The sequence below is a fragment of the Gramella sp. AN32 genome (assembly GCF_023718305.1).
GTDB lineage: Bacteria > Bacteroidota > Bacteroidia > Flavobacteriales > Flavobacteriaceae > Christiangramia > Christiangramia antarctica.
This window is the reverse complement of sequence record NZ_QEYO01000022.1, coordinates 19106-37255: the sequence shown is the minus strand read 5'-3', so window position 1 is coordinate 37255 and position 18150 is coordinate 19106. Positions and strand designations below refer to the sequence as shown.

Sequence of the window (18150 nt, the reverse complement as noted above, 5' to 3'; positions counted from 1 at the left end):
TATATTTTCAACCTATGACGACCGACAGGTTTTGATACTTTATAAATTGGAAGGATTTTTAAGACCTCACAGGTCTCAAAGACCTGTGAGGTCTATGAAACGATAAAGTTACCGGACGATCAAAAACTTGGAATTTTCAATAGCCTCTACCCAATGCGGTTGATCTTTTTCGAAATTAAAATGCTGGTATCTGGATAAGGTATATACTTCGTGCATGATATGAAAGCGTATTTTTCCTTCCAACATGATTAAGTGAGCGTCCCTGGGGGCATTGTGTTCGGGAAAAACCATACCTTTTTCCAGACTGATGGATAAAATATCTAAAGCTTCGCTAGTTTTAATTTTTTCAACTTTTAGTTTATTGAATGATTGATCCTTAATGAGGTTTTCAACTTTGTACATGCCCGATGTGTTTTAAAAATGCTTGAATAGTATAGTTTCTTTTGAAGCGTTGGACCAATTAGTGGCCTCTGTGTTTTCCTTGGATGCTTAGAATGTTGATTTTATAAACTATAGCCATCCCCCCTGAGTAATTTTTACTTGAAAAATTTTCAATAAAGTTGCGGGCTTTGTGCCCAATCACTTTTCTGACCCCTTCAGTGAACTGGTGCAGGGCTTGTTTGGCCGTACTAGCATGAAGCTCCTGAAAGGTGCCATGTACCAATACTGAATTCCAATTTTCTATCGATTTTATTTTATACACACCTAATGAAACCGTGGGGTTTTGTCTGAGAGCTTCTATTTTATGTCCTTCGTCTGAATAACTAATAATGCTTTTTGCAGCCTGATCATAGTAATAGGTAATGGGGACCGTATAAGGGTTTTGCCCTGAAATAAATGCCAAATGACCAATATAATTGCTACTAAGAAGATCCATACATTCCTTATGTGCCAGATCTTTTATGATGGATGAATTTTTTTTTGCTTCCATAATTTTAATTATTTACGATTTACAAACCTTAAATTATTAATTGCCATCAAGCCCTATCTCCAAGCCACGATTGCAAACGCTAGTCATGGTATTACAGAAAAGCTTAATTAATTCCACTGTTAATTTCCGTGACCAACATATAGTTTAAAAGGCTCTCCCAGGAAAATAGTGCTCCCTGAAATTCCTTTTGAGCATTTTCAGCAGTTTTCAAGCTTTTAAAAGCTGATAGGTTTGCCCCCATGGGGCTTGATATTTCAGGACTGATTAAATAGGTAGCGGTTTTAGCGTTTATTAGGGTGCCCGGTTTTTTAAAATCATTGATCATATAGAGTTGATAAACTGTTTCTTTATTTTCTTCAGAATAATTTATCATGCATTCTATCGCGTCAAAATTATAAGCCTTACCCTTTGTATTTACCAGTTGGCTTGCATGATGTTTATCAACAACGGTCATTTTACAATATTCACAGGCTTCCTTTCCATAATTTATGGGCTGCGGGCTTACTTCACACGAAATAAAAAGTAGCGTGATAATTGCGGAAAAAATCAGGGCTTTCATAAGTATTTGTATTTTTTTATCCATTCGTTTTTTCCAACAAAAAATGCCAATAGGGTAAGCAGCATTCCCGCAAACATAAGATAGGCGCCTAAAGCCGGATAAGAATCCACATCAAAATTCAGCATTTTCTGGTGGCCAAACAATGGCGGTTTATAGGTCATGGGCGAACCATCGAGATTGGTCATTTTCATGATCGCCTTGGGATCCAGATTGGTGCCATAATCGGTGAGCCAGGCATTAAAATCGTACATTCCCATAATACCAAGCAGTGTCATCAATAGTACCCAGCTAAGGAACCACCAGTAATTTAATTTTCCGAAGAAACCTAAAATTCCTAAAAGAACCCCTAGTGCAGCCATGCCGCCAATTACAAGTGGAAAAACTTCAAATTCCCACATGGCTTCAGGTTTTGGGATTTTCTGCATCCCGATATAATGGTTGAGCCCGTCGATATTTTGAATATCAAATTCCTGTACACCCTGGATTCCGGTGATGTAAATATTCATTCCCATAGGATCGGGGTACTGGGGGGCTCCCAGCATAATATTCCAAAGGGGAAATTTAAAGAGGCCCAATAACAGTAAAGAACCAATGATCATTATTAATCCAGCTTTTTTCATGGTTACAATAATTTAATATTGGTGTAGGTATAGAAAAGACGGGAGAGACAAACCAACTCCCGTCTCTTAATAGACACTTCTGCATAACAGAAATATGTCTTTCAACTAACTAAAATCAATCTTCACCCAGCGACCAGCTAAGCTCAATATTGGAGCTTTGTGGGGATACCCTTATATATCCCTGCATTTCCTGGTGCAATGCCGAACAGAAATCTGTACAGTAAAATGGCCATACCCCCACTTGTTTGGGTTCCCAGAGCAAGGTTTTGGTCTGCCCGGGCATAATAAGCAGTTCCGCATTGTTAGCGCCAATCATGGCGAAACCGTGTGGTACATCAAAATCCTGCTCGTGGTTGGTCACGTGGAAATAGACTTTATCACCTACTTTAATCCCTTCGATATTATCTGGGGTAAAGTGGCTACGGATCGTGGTCATGTAAATATGTACTTTGTTGCCATCGCGCTCTACCCTGGCGTCAGCAGGGGAAAGGGTCGCGTACTCATTCTCGTTCTCTGCCAGCTTATAGATCTTTTGGGAGTTTTCTTTGATAATTTCCGCGGGGATCCCGGCGGCATAGTGAGGTTCACCGTGGGTAGGGAAATCCAGTAAAAGCTCCATCTTTTCTCCTGAAATGTCAAATAGCTGTGCCGAGTGTTCCAATTCCGGTCCGGTGGGTAAATAACGGTCTTTGGTGATCTTGTTCAGGGCAATGGCATATTTTCCAAAAGGTTCCCTTGAGTTTCCACCAGGGATCATCACATGGCCTACAGAATAATAGTTGGGTTGACGGTCTATTACTTCGCGGGTTTCTACATTCCATTTTACCAGTTCCGAAGAAATAAAGAAGGTGGTGTACCCATTTCCATTATCATCAAATTCTGTGTGTAATGGCCCTAAACCGGCTTGTTTCACCGTGCCGGCGAGAATATCCTCAAAATTTAGAATGGGTATTCCGTAGGCTTCACCATCATACTTTTTATTTTCAATCGCATCGATCATTTTATCAAAAGAATGTACGGTGAGGTCGGCGGAAAGTTTTCCATTCCCAATAATATAATCCCCGCTGGGGTTCACATCTACACCATGAGGTGATTTTGGGGTTGGAAGGAAAAATACCGCTCCCGGAACTTCGAGTGGATCTACCACGAGCACTTCTTTTTTCATGGTAGAAGTCGCGGTATGGGTTTTATCGTCATATATATTGTGCGCATAGTTGGCAGGCATTTTTTTTCCACCGCCGTTGTTCACATATTCTTCAATCTTTTTCCAGTTTACCGCGGCAATAAAGTCCTTGTCATTTTGGGAAGCGTTTACTTCCAAAAGACTATTGGCCTCTTCGGTATTATAAGTAGTAAAAAAGAACCACCCATGGGATTTTCCGCGGCCGGGGTGGGAGAGGTCATAATCGAAACCTGGCATTATTAACTGGAATTTAATCTCCATATGCCCTTCTTCAGGATCTACACTTATAAAAGATAAACTGCCTTTAAATTTTCCTTTGTATTCCTTAATTGCAATGTCTTCCTGTGGGATGGGTACAGAGAACCTTGTTCCCGCCACTACATATTCGGTATTTTCGGTGACAAAGGAGGAACTATGGTTTCCCGCTGAATTTGGCACTTCAATAATTTCGGTGGTTTCAAAAGTTTTAAGGTCAATTTTTGCAATTCGTGGGGTATTGTTCCCGTTTACAAAAATCCATCTTCCATCCAGTTTCCCATTGGTTTGGGAAATATCCGGATGGTGGAGGTCATCCCAGGGGATAAACCCGTGGGAAGTATTGAGCATGGGTTTTGTTTCTTCAGAATAGCCATATCCACTGGTTGGAAATTGTGAAAAAACAGGGATTTCTTTGAACATCCTTCCCGAAGGCAAGCCATATACCGTAAGGTTACCGCTGTACCCGCCCGAAAGAAAGGCGTAAAATTCATCATGTTCGCCGGGTGCCACATAGACTTTCTCAGCTGCGTTGGAAGCCAAAGCCCCTCGATTGCCTTCATTTTTTTGTTCGCTGTTGTTACAACTAAACAAACCAGTTGCCAGCAGCAGCGATGCTATAATTTTTATTGATTTTTTCATGATATTAAAGTTTGGTTGATTTTTAATTTTCGGGTAGGATTACTTTATCTACTACGTGTACAATCCCATTTCCCGCGGGCACACTTGCCAGTATTTTTGCACCGCCCACGTATACTTCATCGTCTTTTACTTCCACAGGAATACTTTGGTCACTGGCCTGGCCCAGTTTTTTAAACTTTTTCAGGAATTCTTTATCATAATTGCCCGGGGTTACATGGTGCTTAAGGATAAATGCGAGTTTCTGTTTGTTTTCAGGCTTGAGCAAATCTTCTACTGTACCCTCGGGAAGTTCGTTAAAAGCGGCGTTTGTGGGTGCAAATACCGTGAGCGGGCCGGGATTTACCAATACGTTTTCCAATTGGGCGGCTTTTACAGCGGCTACCAGGGTAGTATGATCTTCGCTGTTAATGGCTATGTCCAACGCCGTAGGCTTGGCTTCATCATCTTTAATAAAAGCCTGGCCCTGCCTATCTGAGGAATTGGAAGGAGATACTTCAGAATTTGAAACATCGTCATCCACATTGTTTTCCCGAGTTTCCCGACAACCGGCAACGATTATGATCGCGGCCAGAAGAAATAATGTTTGGAATGTAGTTTTCATAATTGGTTACGTTTAGTTGAACATTATTTTAGTGTCCTGAAGTATTCCAAAATTTGGCGTGCTTCTTCCTCGCTTAAATTTTGGTTGGCCATGGGCGAACCGTTATGCTCAATGAGCAATTGTTGGGCTATAGGATCTTTAAGGATCATTTCATTGGGATTTAACATCATATTCATCACCCACTCCGGAGATCTTCTATCCAAAACACCGGCTGGAGCTGGACCAATAAATTTTTTATGGGGTTTATGACAGGCAAGGCATTTGGAATCAAAAATTGCTTTTCCTTTGGTTACCATTCCCTGGTCTATATTTTCAGGAAGTTCCAAATTCTTAACAGGGCCAATACCTTTATTGGACATATCAATAAGGCTGGCTTGGGGAGGACTGGCGTCTGGCTCTTTTACCTCATTTTTTTGGTAATTGCCCAATTGGATTTCTTCTTTTTCCTTTTTGTCTTCTTTCCCGCCACAACTCACCAATAGAGCCAATCCGAGGAAAAAGAGACTTTTAAATATATATTTCATAGTAATAAAGATTAGTTATGACTCAAAATTAGAAGTAAACAAGCGGACAAAATATGACGATAATCATATTGCGGATAAAATTGTCCTTTTTGAATAGGTAGAATTTTTATATTTCTAAAACACTTCATACAAATCAGGGAATTTATTGAACCTCTTATTTTTTATAGAAAGTATTTAAATTTTAAAAAGGGGAGGCGTGGGCCTGGTTTCATATAATTCCCTGACGGTCTTAATTGAAAATTCAATTAAACTGACCGGCATCATATTTTGAACTTATTCAAGCCTTTATTTTTGATGTTCAAAAAGTCATTAAGGATGGAACAAAATTTAATTTCTAAATATAATGTGGCCGGGCCGCGCTATACCAGTTATCCTACCGTGCCTTACTGGGACGAAGCCAGATTTACTGGGGATGAATGGAAAAGCAGCCTGCAAAGAAGTTTTAAGGAAAGCAATCATTCCGAAGGGATCAGTATTTATATTCACCTGCCTTTTTGTGAGAGTTTGTGTACTTTTTGCGGTTGTAATAAGCGTATCACTAAAAACCATTCAGTGGAGGTTCCCTACCTTAATTCTGTTCTAAAGGAATGGGAAATATATTGTAGGCTTTTTGAAGAAAAACCTGTAATAAAGGAGCTCCATTTAGGAGGAGGTACACCCACATTTTTTTCCGCTGAAAATTTAAAATTATTGCTTAATGGTATTTTTAAAAATGCCATTAAAGCTGAAAACGCGGAATTAAGTTTCGAAGGCCATCCCAATAATACCAGTTTGGAACACTTACGCCTCTTTTCTTCATTTGGATTTACCAGGGTGAGCTATGGGGTTCAGGATTATAACGAAAAAGTACAGAAAGCTATACATCGTGTACAGCCTTTTGAGAATGTGAAAAATGTTACCGAAGGCGCCCGGGAAAATGGATTCACTTCTGTGGGGCACGATATTATTTTCGGCTTACCATTTCAAACCAAAGAGCATATTATGCATACTATTGAGCGTACCAAAGAATTGATGCCAGATCGTATTGCTTTTTACAGTTATGCCCATGTGCCCTGGATCAAAGGGAATGGCCAGCGGGGCTTTAAAGAGGGAGATCTTCCCACCGCTGATGAAAAACACGTGCAATATGAAACTGGAAAAAAAATGTTGTTGGAGGCCGGTTATGTGGAAATTGGGATGGACCATTTCGCCCTTAAAACAGATAGCCTTTACGAAGCCCTTGAAGACAGGACATTACATCGTAATTTCATGGGCTACACCGCTTCAAAAACTCAAGCCATGATTGGGTTGGGTGTTTCGGCCATCAGTGATAGCTGGTATGGTTTTGCCCAGAATGTGAAGAATGTGGAAGAATATCAGAATTTAATCCAAAATGAAATTTTGCCGGTATATCGCGGCCATATTTTAAATGAAGAAGATCTTGTCATTCGAAAACATATCCTCAACCTAATGTGCAGTTTGAAAACTTCCTGGTACACCGGCAATCAATTTTTCAAGAATTTACCGGATGTTCTCATCAGTTTAAAAGAAATGCAGAATGACGGCCTTGTGGAAATAAACACTAATTTTCTTAAGATTACTGAAAAAGGAAGACCTTTCGTGCGAAATATATGCATGGCTTTTGACATGCGCTTACAGAGAAATAAGCCTGAAACTCAATTATTCTCCATGACAATTTAGCCAGGCTACCATTAATTTGATAGTCTATACTTCCCATCTCAGGTTCACTGGGAAAGGGGAATAAAGTTTCTTTTGATTTGAAATAGTCGGTTTAGATTTTAAAAGTTACCACAGGAATATGCGCGTGGTTCGCGATATCTTCTCCCATGCTTCCGTAAAAGAAATGATTAAAACCTTTTCGTCCATGAGTGGGAATTGCAATGGCATCAATTTGAGCTTCCTTACAATAATTTAATATTCCATTTTCAGCAGTATAATCTGTATAGAAAACAATATTATCTTTAATTTTTTTATCACCCATTCCTATATCGATGAGGAAATTGCTGGCTTTCATTGTCATTTCCTGAGTACTCATGAATTTTTCGGGGATATTGATGAACAGTATCTGTGGTTGAATATTAAAAAGGCGAAAGAAATTTCTTGCACTTTTATAGGGATGGAGCGTTTCCAGGCTGAAATCGGTCACAAAAACTGCTTTAGTAATATTAAAATTTTTAGTTCTTTTTTTAATAACCAATACCGGAATATCTGCTGTGCGAATTACTTTTTCAGTATTCGAGCCCAAAAAAACTTCTTCTACTCCAGTGGTCCCGTGTGATCCCATTACAATAAGATCAGCTCCATATTCACTTGCAACCTCGTTTATTTCGGAAAAAACTTTGTGGGTTTTCACCGCCTGGAGTACGTCTATCCCTTCCAGATAATCCTTTTTCAGGAATTTTTCAAAGCGCTGTTGGGTAAGTTTCATAAAATAGATGGCATTAAACACTTCCTGCTTCTCATTCTTGGTTAGAAAAGAGTCCGGTAAACCCATCATATGAACTACCACGATTTCAGCATTCTGTTTTTTTGCAATGCTGGCAGCAACTTCCAGGGCATATTCCGAATGGTTTGAAAAATCTACGGGAACAAGAATAGTTTTCATGATATAGATATTTATAATCAAATTTATCTATTCTTTAGGTCAAAAAACATGACTAGAGTCAGAAATATTAATTTTCAGAAAGTTTTATTTGGCGATTATTTATGAGGTAATCTATTTGAAAAACAGTATTTTAAAAGTAAAAATGAAAAGCTTAGGTTTTATTCTTCTGGCATTAACAACCTTGATTTTGGTACTGTTAACTGTTTTATCAGCACTTGGATTTCCATTTGGTTTTCTGTTTTATCTTATGTGTATTGGGCAGCTACTTCTGATTTTTACGGTCTATAAAATTCTTACCGATAATTACACCACAACTAAAACCTTTAATGATTTTTATGAGGATCATTCAATTGGTTCTGAAGAGTAAAATCCTGTTATAATAAGGCAGTTTGTAAAAAAGATTTTACCTTTATTGATTATAAACAAAAACTAAGTTTGCAGGACACTTTTCTTGATAATAAAGATGTTTTTAACCTATTATTTCAGGCGGCTTCTGAAGGGATTATCGTGGTAAATTCCAAACAGATCATTGTAATGGCGAATGCTGCAGCCGAAGAAATGTTTGGTTACCAACAGGGACAACTCGTAAATAAGCACCTGGATATTCTCATTCCAAAGGATTACCACCACCGTCACCACCGTCATTTCAATAACTTTCTCGATACCAGTGAAAAAAGGCAAATGGGTCATGGCCGGGACCTTTATGGCGTTAAAAAGGACGGTATACTATTTCCAGTCGAGGCAGGTTTAAATCCGTTTCAGATGAATGGGGAGGATTACGTGATGTCCCTGGTGATAGATATTAGCGTTAGGAAAGAGACCCAAAGGCAAATCAAAGAACTCAATACCCAGCTGGAAGGTAAGATAGAGGTAAGGACGCAGGAGTTGCAGGAGAGTGTGGAAAAATTACAGAACCTCAACCTGGACCTTGAAGAGGAAATAAAAAAGAGAAAAGAAGCAGAGAAGAAAATAAAAGATGCGCTGCAGAAAGAGAAAGAGCTCAGCGACCTAAAAACAAAGTTTTTATCCCTTGTTTCCCATGAATTTAAAACCCCTTTAAGCGGTATATTAACTTCAGCGACCTTGGCTGAAAAATATACTAAAGAAGCGCAGCAGGAGAAAAGGGAAAAACACCTTATAACCATAAGGAACAAGGTTCATTACCTGAACAATATTTTAAATGATTTCCTTTCTATAGAACGTCTTGATAGTGGAAAAGGACAGTATAAATTTTCAAATTTCAGTTTGAAGCGGCTAATAAATGAAGTTATTTATAACGCGAATATCACCCTTAAAGATGGTCAGGAAATATCTTACCCTAGGGATATTGAGGACGTTGAGCTTTATATGGATGAAAAGATCCTTGAATTGATCCTTTCCAATTTACTTGGGAATGCCATAAAATATTCTCCTGAAAATACCTTGATCAATTTCGAGATTGATTTTGAAGAAGATTTTATGGCATTTGAAGTACGGGACCAGGGAAGGGGAATTCCTGAAAATGATCAGAAACATATTTTCGAAAGATATTTTAGGGCAGAAAATGCCTTGCTGGATCAGGGAACCGGCATTGGATTAAATATCGCGAAAACACACCTTGAAAATCTTGGCGGAACGATTGAATTTGAAAGTATAGAAAATAAAGGAACCACCTTTAAGATAAGGATCCCTACAAAGAAATCATAAATAGAAAACGTATTTTAAGCAGCCTTATGAAGAAATTATTGCTCATTGAAGATGATGTAACAGTAAGAGAGAATACTGCAGAATTACTTGAACTTTCCAATTATGAGGTGCTCACCGCTTCTAACGGTAAATTGGGCATAGAAAAGGCCAAACAGGAGGTTCCTGATATCATTGTTTGCGATATCATGATGCCTGAAGTTGACGGCTATGGTGTTTTGGAAGCCTTGAGTAAAAATCCGGAGACCCTTAATATCCCTTTTATTTTTCTTTCAGCAAAGACTGAACATAAGGACATTCGTAAAGGAATGGATCTTGGAGCCGATGATTATTTAACCAAACCTTTTGAAGAAGACGAGTTATTAAGTGCCATTGAAAGCAGGCTGGCCCGGGTGGCAATTCTTAATTCCTATAAAAAAGAAGAACCTTCCTTACCAGAAGAAGAAAAGTTAAAAGACCTCGAAGATCTTAGAGCGATATTTGGCAAACAGGAGCTTCAGCTTTTTAAAAAGGGGGATACGATTTATGAAAAAGATAAGCACGCCAATTATTTTTATCTCATAAAAAGGGGCGTGGTAAAGGTTCATAGAATAGATAACCAGGGCAAGGAACTTATTACCGAGCTATATAAGGAGGATGATTTTTTTGGCAATCACGCCCATGATCCGCAATCGGCTTATGAAGATTATGCTACCGCATTGGAAGACACCCAGTTATTTGCGGTTTCCAGGGAAGAATTTCATAAGATCCTTAACGGAAACCCGAAGATCACCATGCAGCTGGTAGAGGTCCTTGATAATAACCTTTCAGAATTGAAACAGCAGTTAATGGATATGGCTTATGGATCGGTAAGAAAGAAAACAGCCAATACCATCTTGTTATTTGCGGAAAGGATCAAAAAGCATCCGTTAAAAAGCATAAGGATATCACGGGCAGATCTTGCGGGCGTGGCCGGAATGGCACCTGAAAGTCTTATAAGAACATTGTCAGATTTTAAAAAAGAGGGACTTATAGAAATTGAAGGGCGTAATATAAAATTGCTCGATTCTCAAGCATTGAAGCAAATTAAGTAACATTGAAGTTCGATTAATTAGGCAGAACTGATATTGATCATTTTTTGGGTTGGAGACTTCATCTAATTTCGCTGTATTAAGTGATAATCCATGAATGTTTTAATTCTGACCGATTTTTCAGAAACTTCTGTGAATGCAGGAAAATATGCAATTGATTTTCTTCAGGAAAATGCAGTAAATTTCTATTTACTAAATATCCATAATTTCAATTTTCATAAATCAGCCAGCAATCTTCTTGAAAATGAATTGGTAGCTACATTAGATGAACTTCAAACGGCCGTAAAAACACTTCGTGACTACACAGGCAATAAACAGCATATATTCCGTACGATACTTTCTTCTGAAAGTCTTATCAGGGCTGTGAGGAATACGCTGGTAGAGAAAAAAATAGACCTGATATTTATTGGAGCTGTAAGCCAGGATACGCGTTCGCACCCAATTTTAGGTGACCATGCTTATGATGTGGTAAGAAAGATAAAATGCAATATTATCGCGGTTCCCGGCGGGTGTACTTATAAAAATCTTCAAAAAGTAATTTTTCCTATAGATCACGCGATCTTGTCTACGGAGGAAAAGGAGCGGGTACTTGATAATTTGAATTACTTAAATTCTTCAGATTTCACCCTTTTAGAAATAAAGAATGGCGCGGTGGAATATCCAAATTTAACAAGTGATAACAAGCCTTCTAAAACCCCTGTCTTATTTACCAAAGCCTTGTTTCGGGACATCCAGAAGCAATTTGATATTATTTTCATAATCGGGAAAAACCTTAGTATCTGCGACCGGCTGCTCCATACCGAATATGGCTTTACTGCCCATATGAACATAGAGATCCCCATCTTTGTATACCATGGCTAGTCCCCTTCGTAATTCAGAAAAATAAGATGATTAGTCATTTTAACCTGATCGACGTTCGTTTTCTTCACCTGTACTTTCAAAATGATTCGTGGTTCTTCGGGATAGCATTAGGTTCCAATTCGGGGACTTCAAGCAGCGAAGAAGATAGCTGGTTGATGTTTTTAGGTCATTTCGACGGTAGGAGAAATCACATCAAGAAATGGAGTTAGGACTTAACAATGATCGTAATTTTATTCAGAATCATAAAACATCATAGTTTAAGGTCTTACTAGTATGTGATCCCGCTTCGCTCGGGATGACGTCTTTTATTCCTTTAGGACACTTTACGAACAAGTAATAATAAAATCAAGATTTAGAAAATTTTCAAAATTTCTGAAGTATCGAAAAACTTGCTAGTTTAGAAAAAAAGCATTCCCTGACTACCGTCATATTTCCAGACCCATCAATTTTCCAGTTTTGCAACCTGAACATTTATTATAAGAAATGGAACATTGCTATCATTGCGGCGAAGATTGTCTGGACGAGATCATACAATATAAAGAAAAGACCTTTTGCTGTACAGGTTGTAAAACCGTTTTTGAAATATTAGATAGTAATGATCTTTCTTATTATTACGACCTGGAGAAAGCACCCGGGATTTCACCTAAGATTAATGAAGGGAAATATGATTATTTAGAAAATACCGAGATCTTAGGGAAACTGCTCGAGTTTGATCATGGGAATACTCAAATTGTATCTTTTACCATTCCTTCTATCCATTGTAGTTCCTGTATTTGGATCCTTGAAAACCTTCATAAAATTCATAAAGGAATAAAAAGTTCCCAGGTAGATTTTCCGAAAAAAAAGATCAGATTAAGTTTTTCTTCGGAAGAAATAAACCTAAAGAACCTGGTGCTGCTATTAGCACGGATTGGTTATGAGCCAAATATTTCCCTGGATAACTATGAGGAAAAAGAAGTTCATGAAGACCGGAGCCTTATTTACAAACTCGGGGTGGCCGGATTCGCGTTTGGCAATATCATGTTCCTTTCTTTTCCTGAATATTTCGAGATCAATGAATTCTGGCTGGAGCAATTCAAACATGTATTCCGCTGGCTAATGTTCAGTTTTTCGCTGCCCGTGGTATTTTATTCGGGTAAAGATTATTTCATTTCTGCCTATAAAGGGCTGCGTTCCGGAATCCTAAATATCGATGTGCCTATTGCGCTGGGAATAACTGTACTTTTTTTAAGAAGTACTGCGGAAATTGTCCTGGATCTGGGCACAGGATTTTTTGACAGCCTTAGCGGGCTCATTTTTTTCCTGTTACTGGGTAAATTTTTTCAGCAGAAAACCTATTCGTTCCTTTCGTTTGAAAGGGATTATAAATCCTATTTTCCCATAGCTGTAACCCGAATTTTTCCCGAAGAAGGAAAGCCCAGGGAAGAACAAATCCAGGTATATAAGATCCAAAAAGGGGAGAGGATCATCATTAGGAATGAAGAATTAATTCCGATGGATGCCATCCTTATTAAAGGAAATGCCAGCATCGATTACAGTTTTGTTACCGGGGAAGCAGAACCTGTTTCTAAAATTAGTGGTGATAAGCTTTTCGCCGGGGGGAGACAGCAGGGTGGGATTATTGAAATCGAGGCTTTAAAACCTGTAAAGCAAAGTTACCTCACCCAATTGTGGAGTGATGAGGTTTTTAGTAAAGATAAAAACTCGGTTTTTCAGACGCTTACCAATCAAATAAGTAGACGTTTTACGTATGCTGTTTTAAGTATCGCAATCCTTTCCGCAATATTCTGGATGTTCTATGATCCTTCGAGGGCCGGGAATGTGTTTACCGCTGTTCTTATCATCGCGTGCCCCTGTGCAATTGCCCTCGCGGCACCGTTTACCCTGGGAAACATGCTACGGATATTTGGTAAAAATCAACTTTATCTAAAGAATGTCAATATTATAGAACAAACCGCTCACATAGATACGGTAGTTTTCGATAAAACCGGGACCATTACCGCAAATGATCGAAGCCGTATTGAATATGAAGGTGTGGAGCTTAACGAAAATGAGAAGCAATTGTTAGGCGGGAGCCTTCGCGCCTCTAACCATCCGTTAAGCAGGTCGCTTTATAATATTCTTGATAAAAACAATATTTCAACTCCCGATCATTTTACCGAGCGTACCGGGCTTGGGTTAGAAACCGCCTATAAGGAACTTAAACTCATGATTGGGTCTGCAACCTTTGTAAATCAATCTGAAAATTTAGTTCAGGAAATTCAATCAGATAAAAAAGCTGAAAAAACCTCAGTACATATTAGTTCCAATAACCAGTATAAAGGATGTTTCAGTTTTCATAATTCTTATAGGGAGGGGCTTTCTGAATTATTCCGGGAACTTTCAAAAGATAAGCAATTGATCATACTTTCAGGTGACAATGACGGGGAACGATCAAGGTTAAGTCGAATAATTCCCGAAGGGACAAAAATGTATTTTAATCAAAAACCGGGGAACAAGCTTCAGTTTATTAAAGATCTGCAAAAGCAGAAGCATAAAGTAATGATGGTTGGTGATGGCTTGAATGATGCCGGAGCCCTGGCACAAAGTGATGTAGGCATTGTAATTTCTGAAGATATCAATGTTTTTTCCCCTGCCTGTGATGGTATTCTGGACGCCAAAAGATTTAAGGATCTTGGAAAGTTTTTTGATCTTTCACGAGGGGCCATTAAAATTATTAAACTCAGTTTTCTATTATCCCTATGCTATAATGTAATAGGACTTGCTTTTGCCGTTTCGGGAAATCTAATGCCTGTAGTGGCAGCGATCCTTATGCCTTTAAGTTCTATTAGCATTGTGCTCTTTACCACATTTGCCACACAATTACTCTCAAAAAAACTCAAAAATTAAAAGAAGCTCCCAAACCTGATAATTGTCATTTTTTAGCAGAGGCTCTCGGAATATTTTTACACCCATATTTAAAAGAAAATGAGCATTATCTACATGTTACTGGCTATTAGTGTTGTTGTAGCGATCATCTTTTTTATCGCTTTTATAATTTCAGTAAAAAAGGGCCAATATGATGATATGTACACACCTTCGGTAAGAATGCTGTTTGATGATGAACTTGTAAAACCCGATTCAAAAGAAAAATCTGATTCTAAAGAGAAATCTCACTGACTATGGAAGTACAGCAATTTTATTACGATAACAAGATCGTAAAGAAGTTTATTAACGCTACAATGTTTTGGGGCATTATAGGCATGAGCGTTGGGTTACTGCTCGCCTTACTATTTATATTCCCCGGCTTAACCGAAGGTATATCGTGGCTTAGTTTCGGAAGACTCAGGCCATTGCATACCAATGCGGTGATTTTTGCATTTGTAGGGAATGCGATTTTCGCCGGGGTTTATTATTCTACACAGCGGCTGCTGAAAGCGAGGATGTGGAGCGATGCACTTAGTAATTTCAACTTTTGGGGCTGGCAGGTAATTATTGTAGCTGCGGCCATTACATTACCTCTTGGTTTTACTTCTTCTAAAGAATACGCCGAACTGGAATGGCCTATAGATATTGCTATCGCGCTGGTATGGGTCGCCTTCGGGGTAAATTTAATTGGCACGATGATCAAAAGGCGGCAACGTCATTTGTATGTGGCAATCTGGTTTTATCTGGCCACTTTTGTTACGGTAGCCGTGTTACATATTTTCAATAATATTGAAATTCCGGTGAGTGCATTTAAAAGCTACTCGGTGTATTCAGGGGTTCAGGATGCACTGGTACAATGGTGGTACGGCCACAATGCGGTAGCATTTTTCCTTACTACTCCGTTCCTGGGCCTAATGTATTATTTTGTGCCCAAAGCCGCGAACAGACCGGTGTATTCTTACCGGCTTTCCATTGTACATTTTTGGTCGCTTATTTTTATCTATATCTGGGCAGGTCCCCATCATTTATTATATACTTCCTTGCCAGACTGGGCACAAAACCTTGGGGTAGCCTTTTCGGTAATGCTGTTGTTTCCATCCTGGGGTGGGATGATCAACGGATTGTTGACGCTTCGTGGCGCCTGGGACAAAGTGCGTGTAGATCCTGTGTTAAAATTTATGGTGGTTGCGATCACCGGATATGGTATGGCAACCTTCGAAGGCCCTATGCTTTCACTAAAAAATGTCAACGCCATCGCGCACTTCAGTGACTGGATCATTGCCCATGTTCATGTGGGAGCCCTCGCCTGGAACGGGTTTCTAACCTTCGGAATGGTGTACTGGCTGGTGCCGAGATTGTTTAAAACACAATTATGGTCTGTGAAGCTCGCGAATGTGCATTTTTGGATGGGCACTTTAGGGATTATTATGTATGCTTTACCTATGTATGTGGCTGGTTTTGTGCAGGCATCCATGTGGAAACAATTCAATCCCGATGGCACCCTTACTTACGGAAACTTCCTGGAAACGGTTACTGAAATTATTCCCATGTACTGGATGCGGGCTATTGGGGGTAGTATTTATATCGCCGGTGCAATTGTAATGTTATATAATATCGTTAAAACCGCCAGGCAGGGCAGCAAGGTAGAAGATGAACTGGCAGAAGCGGCAGCACTTGCCCCCCTTACCAAAAAACGCACCCGTGGGGAAGCTTATCACAGTTGGTTAGAAAGAAGGCCTGTAAAATTGACCATTTTCGCCACCATAGCCATTTTAATTGGAGGTGCGGTTCAAATTATCCCTTCTTTAATGGTAGATGAATATATTCCTGTAATTTCCAGTGTAAAGCCTTATACCCCGCTGGAATTGGAAGGTCGGGATATTTATATACGTGAAGGTTGTGTTTCCTGTCATTCGCAGATGGTTAGGCCTTTTAGGAGCGAGGTAGAACGTTACGGCGAATATTCCAAAGCAGGTGAATATGTATACGATTATCCATTCCTCTGGGGAAGTAAGCGTACCGGTCCAGATCTACATAGGGTTGGGCAGAAATATTCAGATAACTGGCATTTAAACCATATGTATGATCCGCAAAGCACCTCTTCAGGTTCTATCATGCCATCTTATAAATGGCTGATTCAGGATGAACTGGACAAAAGCGACACCAAAGATAAAATGAGGGCGATGCAAACACTGGGGGTGCCATATACCGATGAGGAAATCTCCAATGCCGAAAAATTAATGCTGGAACAGGGGATAAAAATTGAGAAAAACCTATATGCCGATCCAGATTTCGCTACCACTTATGAAGCCGATAAAAAATACGCAGAAGAAAACAATCTCGAATTCACTCAAATGCGCGAACGTGAAATTGTTGCCCTCATCGCTTACCTGCAACGTCTAGGTACTGATATTAAAGCGAAAGATTTACAGGAAGTATCCACCAATTAAATAAAAAACCATGTTGAAATTTGTAAAAGGACCATTGGAAAGTATCGAGGGGGTATCTATTTATCCAATTATCTCGCTGCTAATATTTTTCATTTTTTTTACCGCCTTATTTTGGTGGGTATTTACCGCGAAAAAAGATTATATCAATAAAGTGAGCAATCTTCCGCTGGAAATTGAAGAAGGTGAAGATAATTTTTCAGACCAAAAAACCAGCGAATCATGAAAAAGGTATTTTCCATATTAAGAATATTAGGACTAGTTGCCCTGGCGGTGATCCTGGCAGAAGTAACTTTGGAAACAGGAGAAGAATCGGCATTTTTAGCTTACCCTGTTCTTTGGCTTATTATTGCTATCATTTTAGTAATTGCGGTGGCGATAGAAGTTTCGGTACACTCCCTTCAGCGTGTTCTTTATAAATCGCTCACTCCCGATGCCCAGGCACGTTATGACAATGCGGTAGCGATTAAAAAGCAAAAACAATTTCACTGGTGGAAAAAGAAGTATAAAAAATTACTGGATAAAAAACCCATTGAAGCTGAAGATGAAATTATCCTGGATCATAATTATGACGGGATTAGGGAATTGGACAATAACCTTCCGCCATGGTGGCTGTACGGTTTTTATGCCAGTATAATTTTCGCTTTTGGGTATATGCTAAAATACCATGTATTTGATGGTACCAGCCAGAAGGAAGAATATTTGATGGAAGTTGCTGAAGCTAAAGAAGCTGTGGAAGAATACAAAAAGAACGCTAAAGGCCTGCTTACTGCAAATACGGTAGAACTTCTAACAGGGGAGGCCGATATTGAAGCAGGGAAAGCAGTTTTTACAGCGAATTGCGTGGCCTGCCATAAAGCCGATGCCGGTGGGGGGATTGGCCCCAACCTTACCGATTCGTACTGGATTTTGGGAGGCGGCATCAAGAATGTGTTTAATACTATTACGGAAGGGGGACGTCCCGGCAAAGGGATGGTCGCCTGGAAAACCGATCTGAAACCAGATGAAATCGCTCAGGTGGCAAGTTATGTGTTGAGCCTTCATGGCACAACACCAGCAGATCCTAAAGATCCTGAAGGCGAGCTGTATGTAGATCCTGATGCAAAGGTGGAGAATGTAGAGGTGGAAATGAAAGATTCCACTTCCGTGGAAATTAATATGGGGTATGAAGAGGAATAATAAGCCCCCCAGAACTGAAGCCCCACCCGGAACTGCTGAAAAGCAGTTCCGACCTCCCCGGAGGGGAGGTAAGGGAAAGAAAT

The 18150-nt window shown here is 39.4% G+C and carries 19 protein-coding genes; 11 read left to right on the top strand and 8 right to left on the bottom strand.

The window, feature by feature from the left end; translation table 11 throughout:
- Positions 1-108 precede the first annotated feature (108 nt).
- The 7 genes from DHD80_RS17780 to DHD80_RS17750 form a co-directional block, all read right to left on the bottom strand.
- Positions 109-402, bottom strand: a complete 294-nt coding sequence (locus DHD80_RS17780) for a hypothetical protein (protein WP_251742814.1) — start codon at positions 400-402, stop codon at positions 109-111.
- Positions 403-460: 58 nt separating this feature from the next.
- Positions 461-931, bottom strand: coding sequence for a pyridoxamine 5'-phosphate oxidase family protein (locus DHD80_RS17775; RefSeq protein WP_251742813.1), 471 nt, complete (start codon positions 929-931; stop codon positions 461-463).
- Between the two features lie 103 nt (positions 932-1034).
- Positions 1035-1490, bottom strand: a complete 456-nt coding sequence (locus DHD80_RS17770; protein ID WP_251742812.1) for a nitrous oxide reductase accessory protein NosL — start codon at positions 1488-1490, stop codon at positions 1035-1037.
- A complete protein-coding gene (locus DHD80_RS17765; RefSeq protein ID WP_251742811.1) occupies positions 1487-2110 on the bottom strand; it encodes a hypothetical protein in 624 nt (207 codons plus the stop codon). The genes DHD80_RS17770 and DHD80_RS17765 overlap by 4 nt, the downstream gene beginning before the upstream one ends.
- Positions 2111-2225: 115 nt before the next feature.
- A complete protein-coding gene (gene nosZ, locus DHD80_RS17760) occupies positions 2226-4190 on the bottom strand; it encodes a Sec-dependent nitrous-oxide reductase (RefSeq protein ID WP_251742810.1) in 1965 nt (654 codons plus the stop codon).
- A gap of 22 nt (positions 4191-4212) precedes the next feature.
- Entirely contained in the window at positions 4213-4791 is a 579-nt protein-coding gene (locus DHD80_RS17755; RefSeq protein WP_251742809.1) for a fasciclin domain-containing protein, read from the bottom strand.
- 23 nt (positions 4792-4814) lie between these two features.
- Entirely contained in the window at positions 4815-5315 is a 501-nt protein-coding gene (locus DHD80_RS17750; protein WP_251742808.1) for a cytochrome c, read from the bottom strand.
- Between the two features lie 315 nt (positions 5316-5630).
- On the opposite strand from DHD80_RS17750, the gene hemN reads away from it, so the two are divergent.
- A complete protein-coding gene (gene hemN / locus DHD80_RS17745) occupies positions 5631-6995 on the top strand; it encodes an oxygen-independent coproporphyrinogen III oxidase (protein WP_251742807.1) in 1365 nt (454 codons plus the stop codon).
- Positions 6996-7086: 91 nt separating this feature from the next.
- On the opposite strand, the gene DHD80_RS17740 is transcribed toward hemN, so the two are convergent.
- Positions 7087-7920, bottom strand: a complete 834-nt coding sequence (locus DHD80_RS17740) for a universal stress protein (RefSeq protein WP_251742806.1) — start codon at positions 7918-7920, stop codon at positions 7087-7089.
- A gap of 142 nt (positions 7921-8062) precedes the next feature.
- On the opposite strand from DHD80_RS17740, the gene DHD80_RS17735 reads away from it, so the two are divergent.
- The 10 genes from DHD80_RS17735 (at position 8063) to DHD80_RS17690 (ending at position 18067) form a co-directional block, all read left to right on the top strand.
- A complete protein-coding gene (locus DHD80_RS17735; RefSeq protein WP_251742805.1) occupies positions 8063-8287 on the top strand; it encodes a hypothetical protein in 225 nt (74 codons plus the stop codon).
- Positions 8288-8355: 68 nt separating this feature from the next.
- Positions 8356-9606, top strand: coding sequence for a PAS domain-containing sensor histidine kinase (locus DHD80_RS17730; protein WP_251742804.1), 1251 nt, complete (start codon positions 8356-8358; stop codon positions 9604-9606).
- Positions 9607-9632: 26 nt separating this feature from the next.
- Positions 9633-10676: a response regulator gene (locus tag DHD80_RS17725; protein ID WP_251742803.1), complete on the top strand. Its 1044-nt coding sequence runs from the start codon at positions 9633-9635 to the stop codon at positions 10674-10676.
- Positions 10677-10766: 90 nt separating this feature from the next.
- Positions 10767-11534, top strand: coding sequence for a universal stress protein (locus tag DHD80_RS17720; RefSeq protein ID WP_251742802.1), 768 nt, complete (start codon positions 10767-10769; stop codon positions 11532-11534).
- A 26-nt stretch (positions 11535-11560) separates the two neighbouring features.
- On the top strand, positions 11561-11743 hold the full coding sequence (locus tag DHD80_RS17715) for a hypothetical protein (protein ID WP_251742801.1): 183 nt from the start codon (positions 11561-11563) through the stop codon (positions 11741-11743).
- A gap of 274 nt (positions 11744-12017) precedes the next feature.
- The gene (locus tag DHD80_RS17710) at positions 12018-14423 is read left to right on the top strand and encodes a heavy metal translocating P-type ATPase metal-binding domain-containing protein (RefSeq protein WP_251742800.1); all 2406 of its coding nucleotides are present in this window, start codon (positions 12018-12020) and stop codon (positions 14421-14423) included.
- A 78-nt stretch (positions 14424-14501) separates the two neighbouring features.
- Positions 14502-14693: a cbb3-type cytochrome oxidase assembly protein CcoS gene (ccoS, locus tag DHD80_RS17705; RefSeq protein ID WP_251742799.1), complete on the top strand. Its 192-nt coding sequence runs from the start codon at positions 14502-14504 to the stop codon at positions 14691-14693.
- 2 nt (positions 14694-14695) lie between these two features.
- Positions 14696-16891, top strand: a complete 2196-nt coding sequence (gene ccoN / locus DHD80_RS17700; RefSeq protein ID WP_251742798.1) for a cytochrome-c oxidase, cbb3-type subunit I — start codon at positions 14696-14698, stop codon at positions 16889-16891.
- 10 nt (positions 16892-16901) lie between these two features.
- A complete protein-coding gene (locus DHD80_RS17695; RefSeq protein WP_251742797.1) occupies positions 16902-17114 on the top strand; it encodes a CcoQ/FixQ family Cbb3-type cytochrome c oxidase assembly chaperone in 213 nt (70 codons plus the stop codon).
- A complete protein-coding gene (locus tag DHD80_RS17690; protein WP_251742796.1) occupies positions 17111-18067 on the top strand; it encodes a cbb3-type cytochrome c oxidase N-terminal domain-containing protein in 957 nt (318 codons plus the stop codon). Before DHD80_RS17695 ends, DHD80_RS17690 begins: the two co-directional genes overlap by 4 nt.
- Positions 18068-18150 lie beyond the last annotated feature (83 nt).

Bases quoted from the DNA above. Each gene is read 5' to 3' on its own strand.
- DHD80_RS17780 (WP_251742814.1), bottom strand. From the start codon at position 402: ATGTACAAAGTTGAAAACCTCATTAAGGATCAATCATTCAATAAACTA.
- DHD80_RS17775 (WP_251742813.1), bottom strand. From the start codon at position 931: ATGGAAGCAAAAAAAAATTCATCCATCATAAAAGATCTGGCACATAAG.
- DHD80_RS17770 (WP_251742812.1), bottom strand. From the start codon at position 1,490: ATGAAAGCCCTGATTTTTTCCGCAATTATCACGCTACTTTTTATTTCG.
- DHD80_RS17765 (WP_251742811.1), bottom strand. From the start codon at position 2,110: ATGAAAAAAGCTGGATTAATAATGATCATTGGTTCTTTACTGTTATTG.
- nosZ (WP_251742810.1), bottom strand. From the start codon at position 4,190: ATGAAAAAATCAATAAAAATTATAGCATCGCTGCTGCTGGCAACTGGT.
- DHD80_RS17755 (WP_251742809.1), bottom strand. From the start codon at position 4,791: ATGAAAACTACATTCCAAACATTATTTCTTCTGGCCGCGATCATAATC.
- DHD80_RS17750 (WP_251742808.1), bottom strand. From the start codon at position 5,315: ATGAAATATATATTTAAAAGTCTCTTTTTCCTCGGATTGGCTCTATTG.
- hemN (WP_251742807.1), top strand. From the start codon at position 5,631: ATGGAACAAAATTTAATTTCTAAATATAATGTGGCCGGGCCGCGCTAT.
- DHD80_RS17740 (WP_251742806.1), bottom strand. From the start codon at position 7,920: ATGAAAACTATTCTTGTTCCCGTAGATTTTTCAAACCATTCGGAATAT.
- DHD80_RS17735 (WP_251742805.1), top strand. From the start codon at position 8,063: ATGAAAAGCTTAGGTTTTATTCTTCTGGCATTAACAACCTTGATTTTG.
- DHD80_RS17725 (WP_251742803.1), top strand. From the start codon at position 9,633: ATGAAGAAATTATTGCTCATTGAAGATGATGTAACAGTAAGAGAGAAT.
- DHD80_RS17720 (WP_251742802.1), top strand. From the start codon at position 10,767: ATGAATGTTTTAATTCTGACCGATTTTTCAGAAACTTCTGTGAATGCA.
- DHD80_RS17715 (WP_251742801.1), top strand. From the start codon at position 11,561: ATGATTAGTCATTTTAACCTGATCGACGTTCGTTTTCTTCACCTGTAC.
- DHD80_RS17710 (WP_251742800.1), top strand. From the start codon at position 12,018: ATGGAACATTGCTATCATTGCGGCGAAGATTGTCTGGACGAGATCATA.
- ccoS (WP_251742799.1), top strand. From the start codon at position 14,502: ATGAGCATTATCTACATGTTACTGGCTATTAGTGTTGTTGTAGCGATC.
- ccoN (WP_251742798.1), top strand. From the start codon at position 14,696: ATGGAAGTACAGCAATTTTATTACGATAACAAGATCGTAAAGAAGTTT.
- DHD80_RS17695 (WP_251742797.1), top strand. From the start codon at position 16,902: ATGTTGAAATTTGTAAAAGGACCATTGGAAAGTATCGAGGGGGTATCT.
- DHD80_RS17690 (WP_251742796.1), top strand. From the start codon at position 17,111: ATGAAAAAGGTATTTTCCATATTAAGAATATTAGGACTAGTTGCCCTG.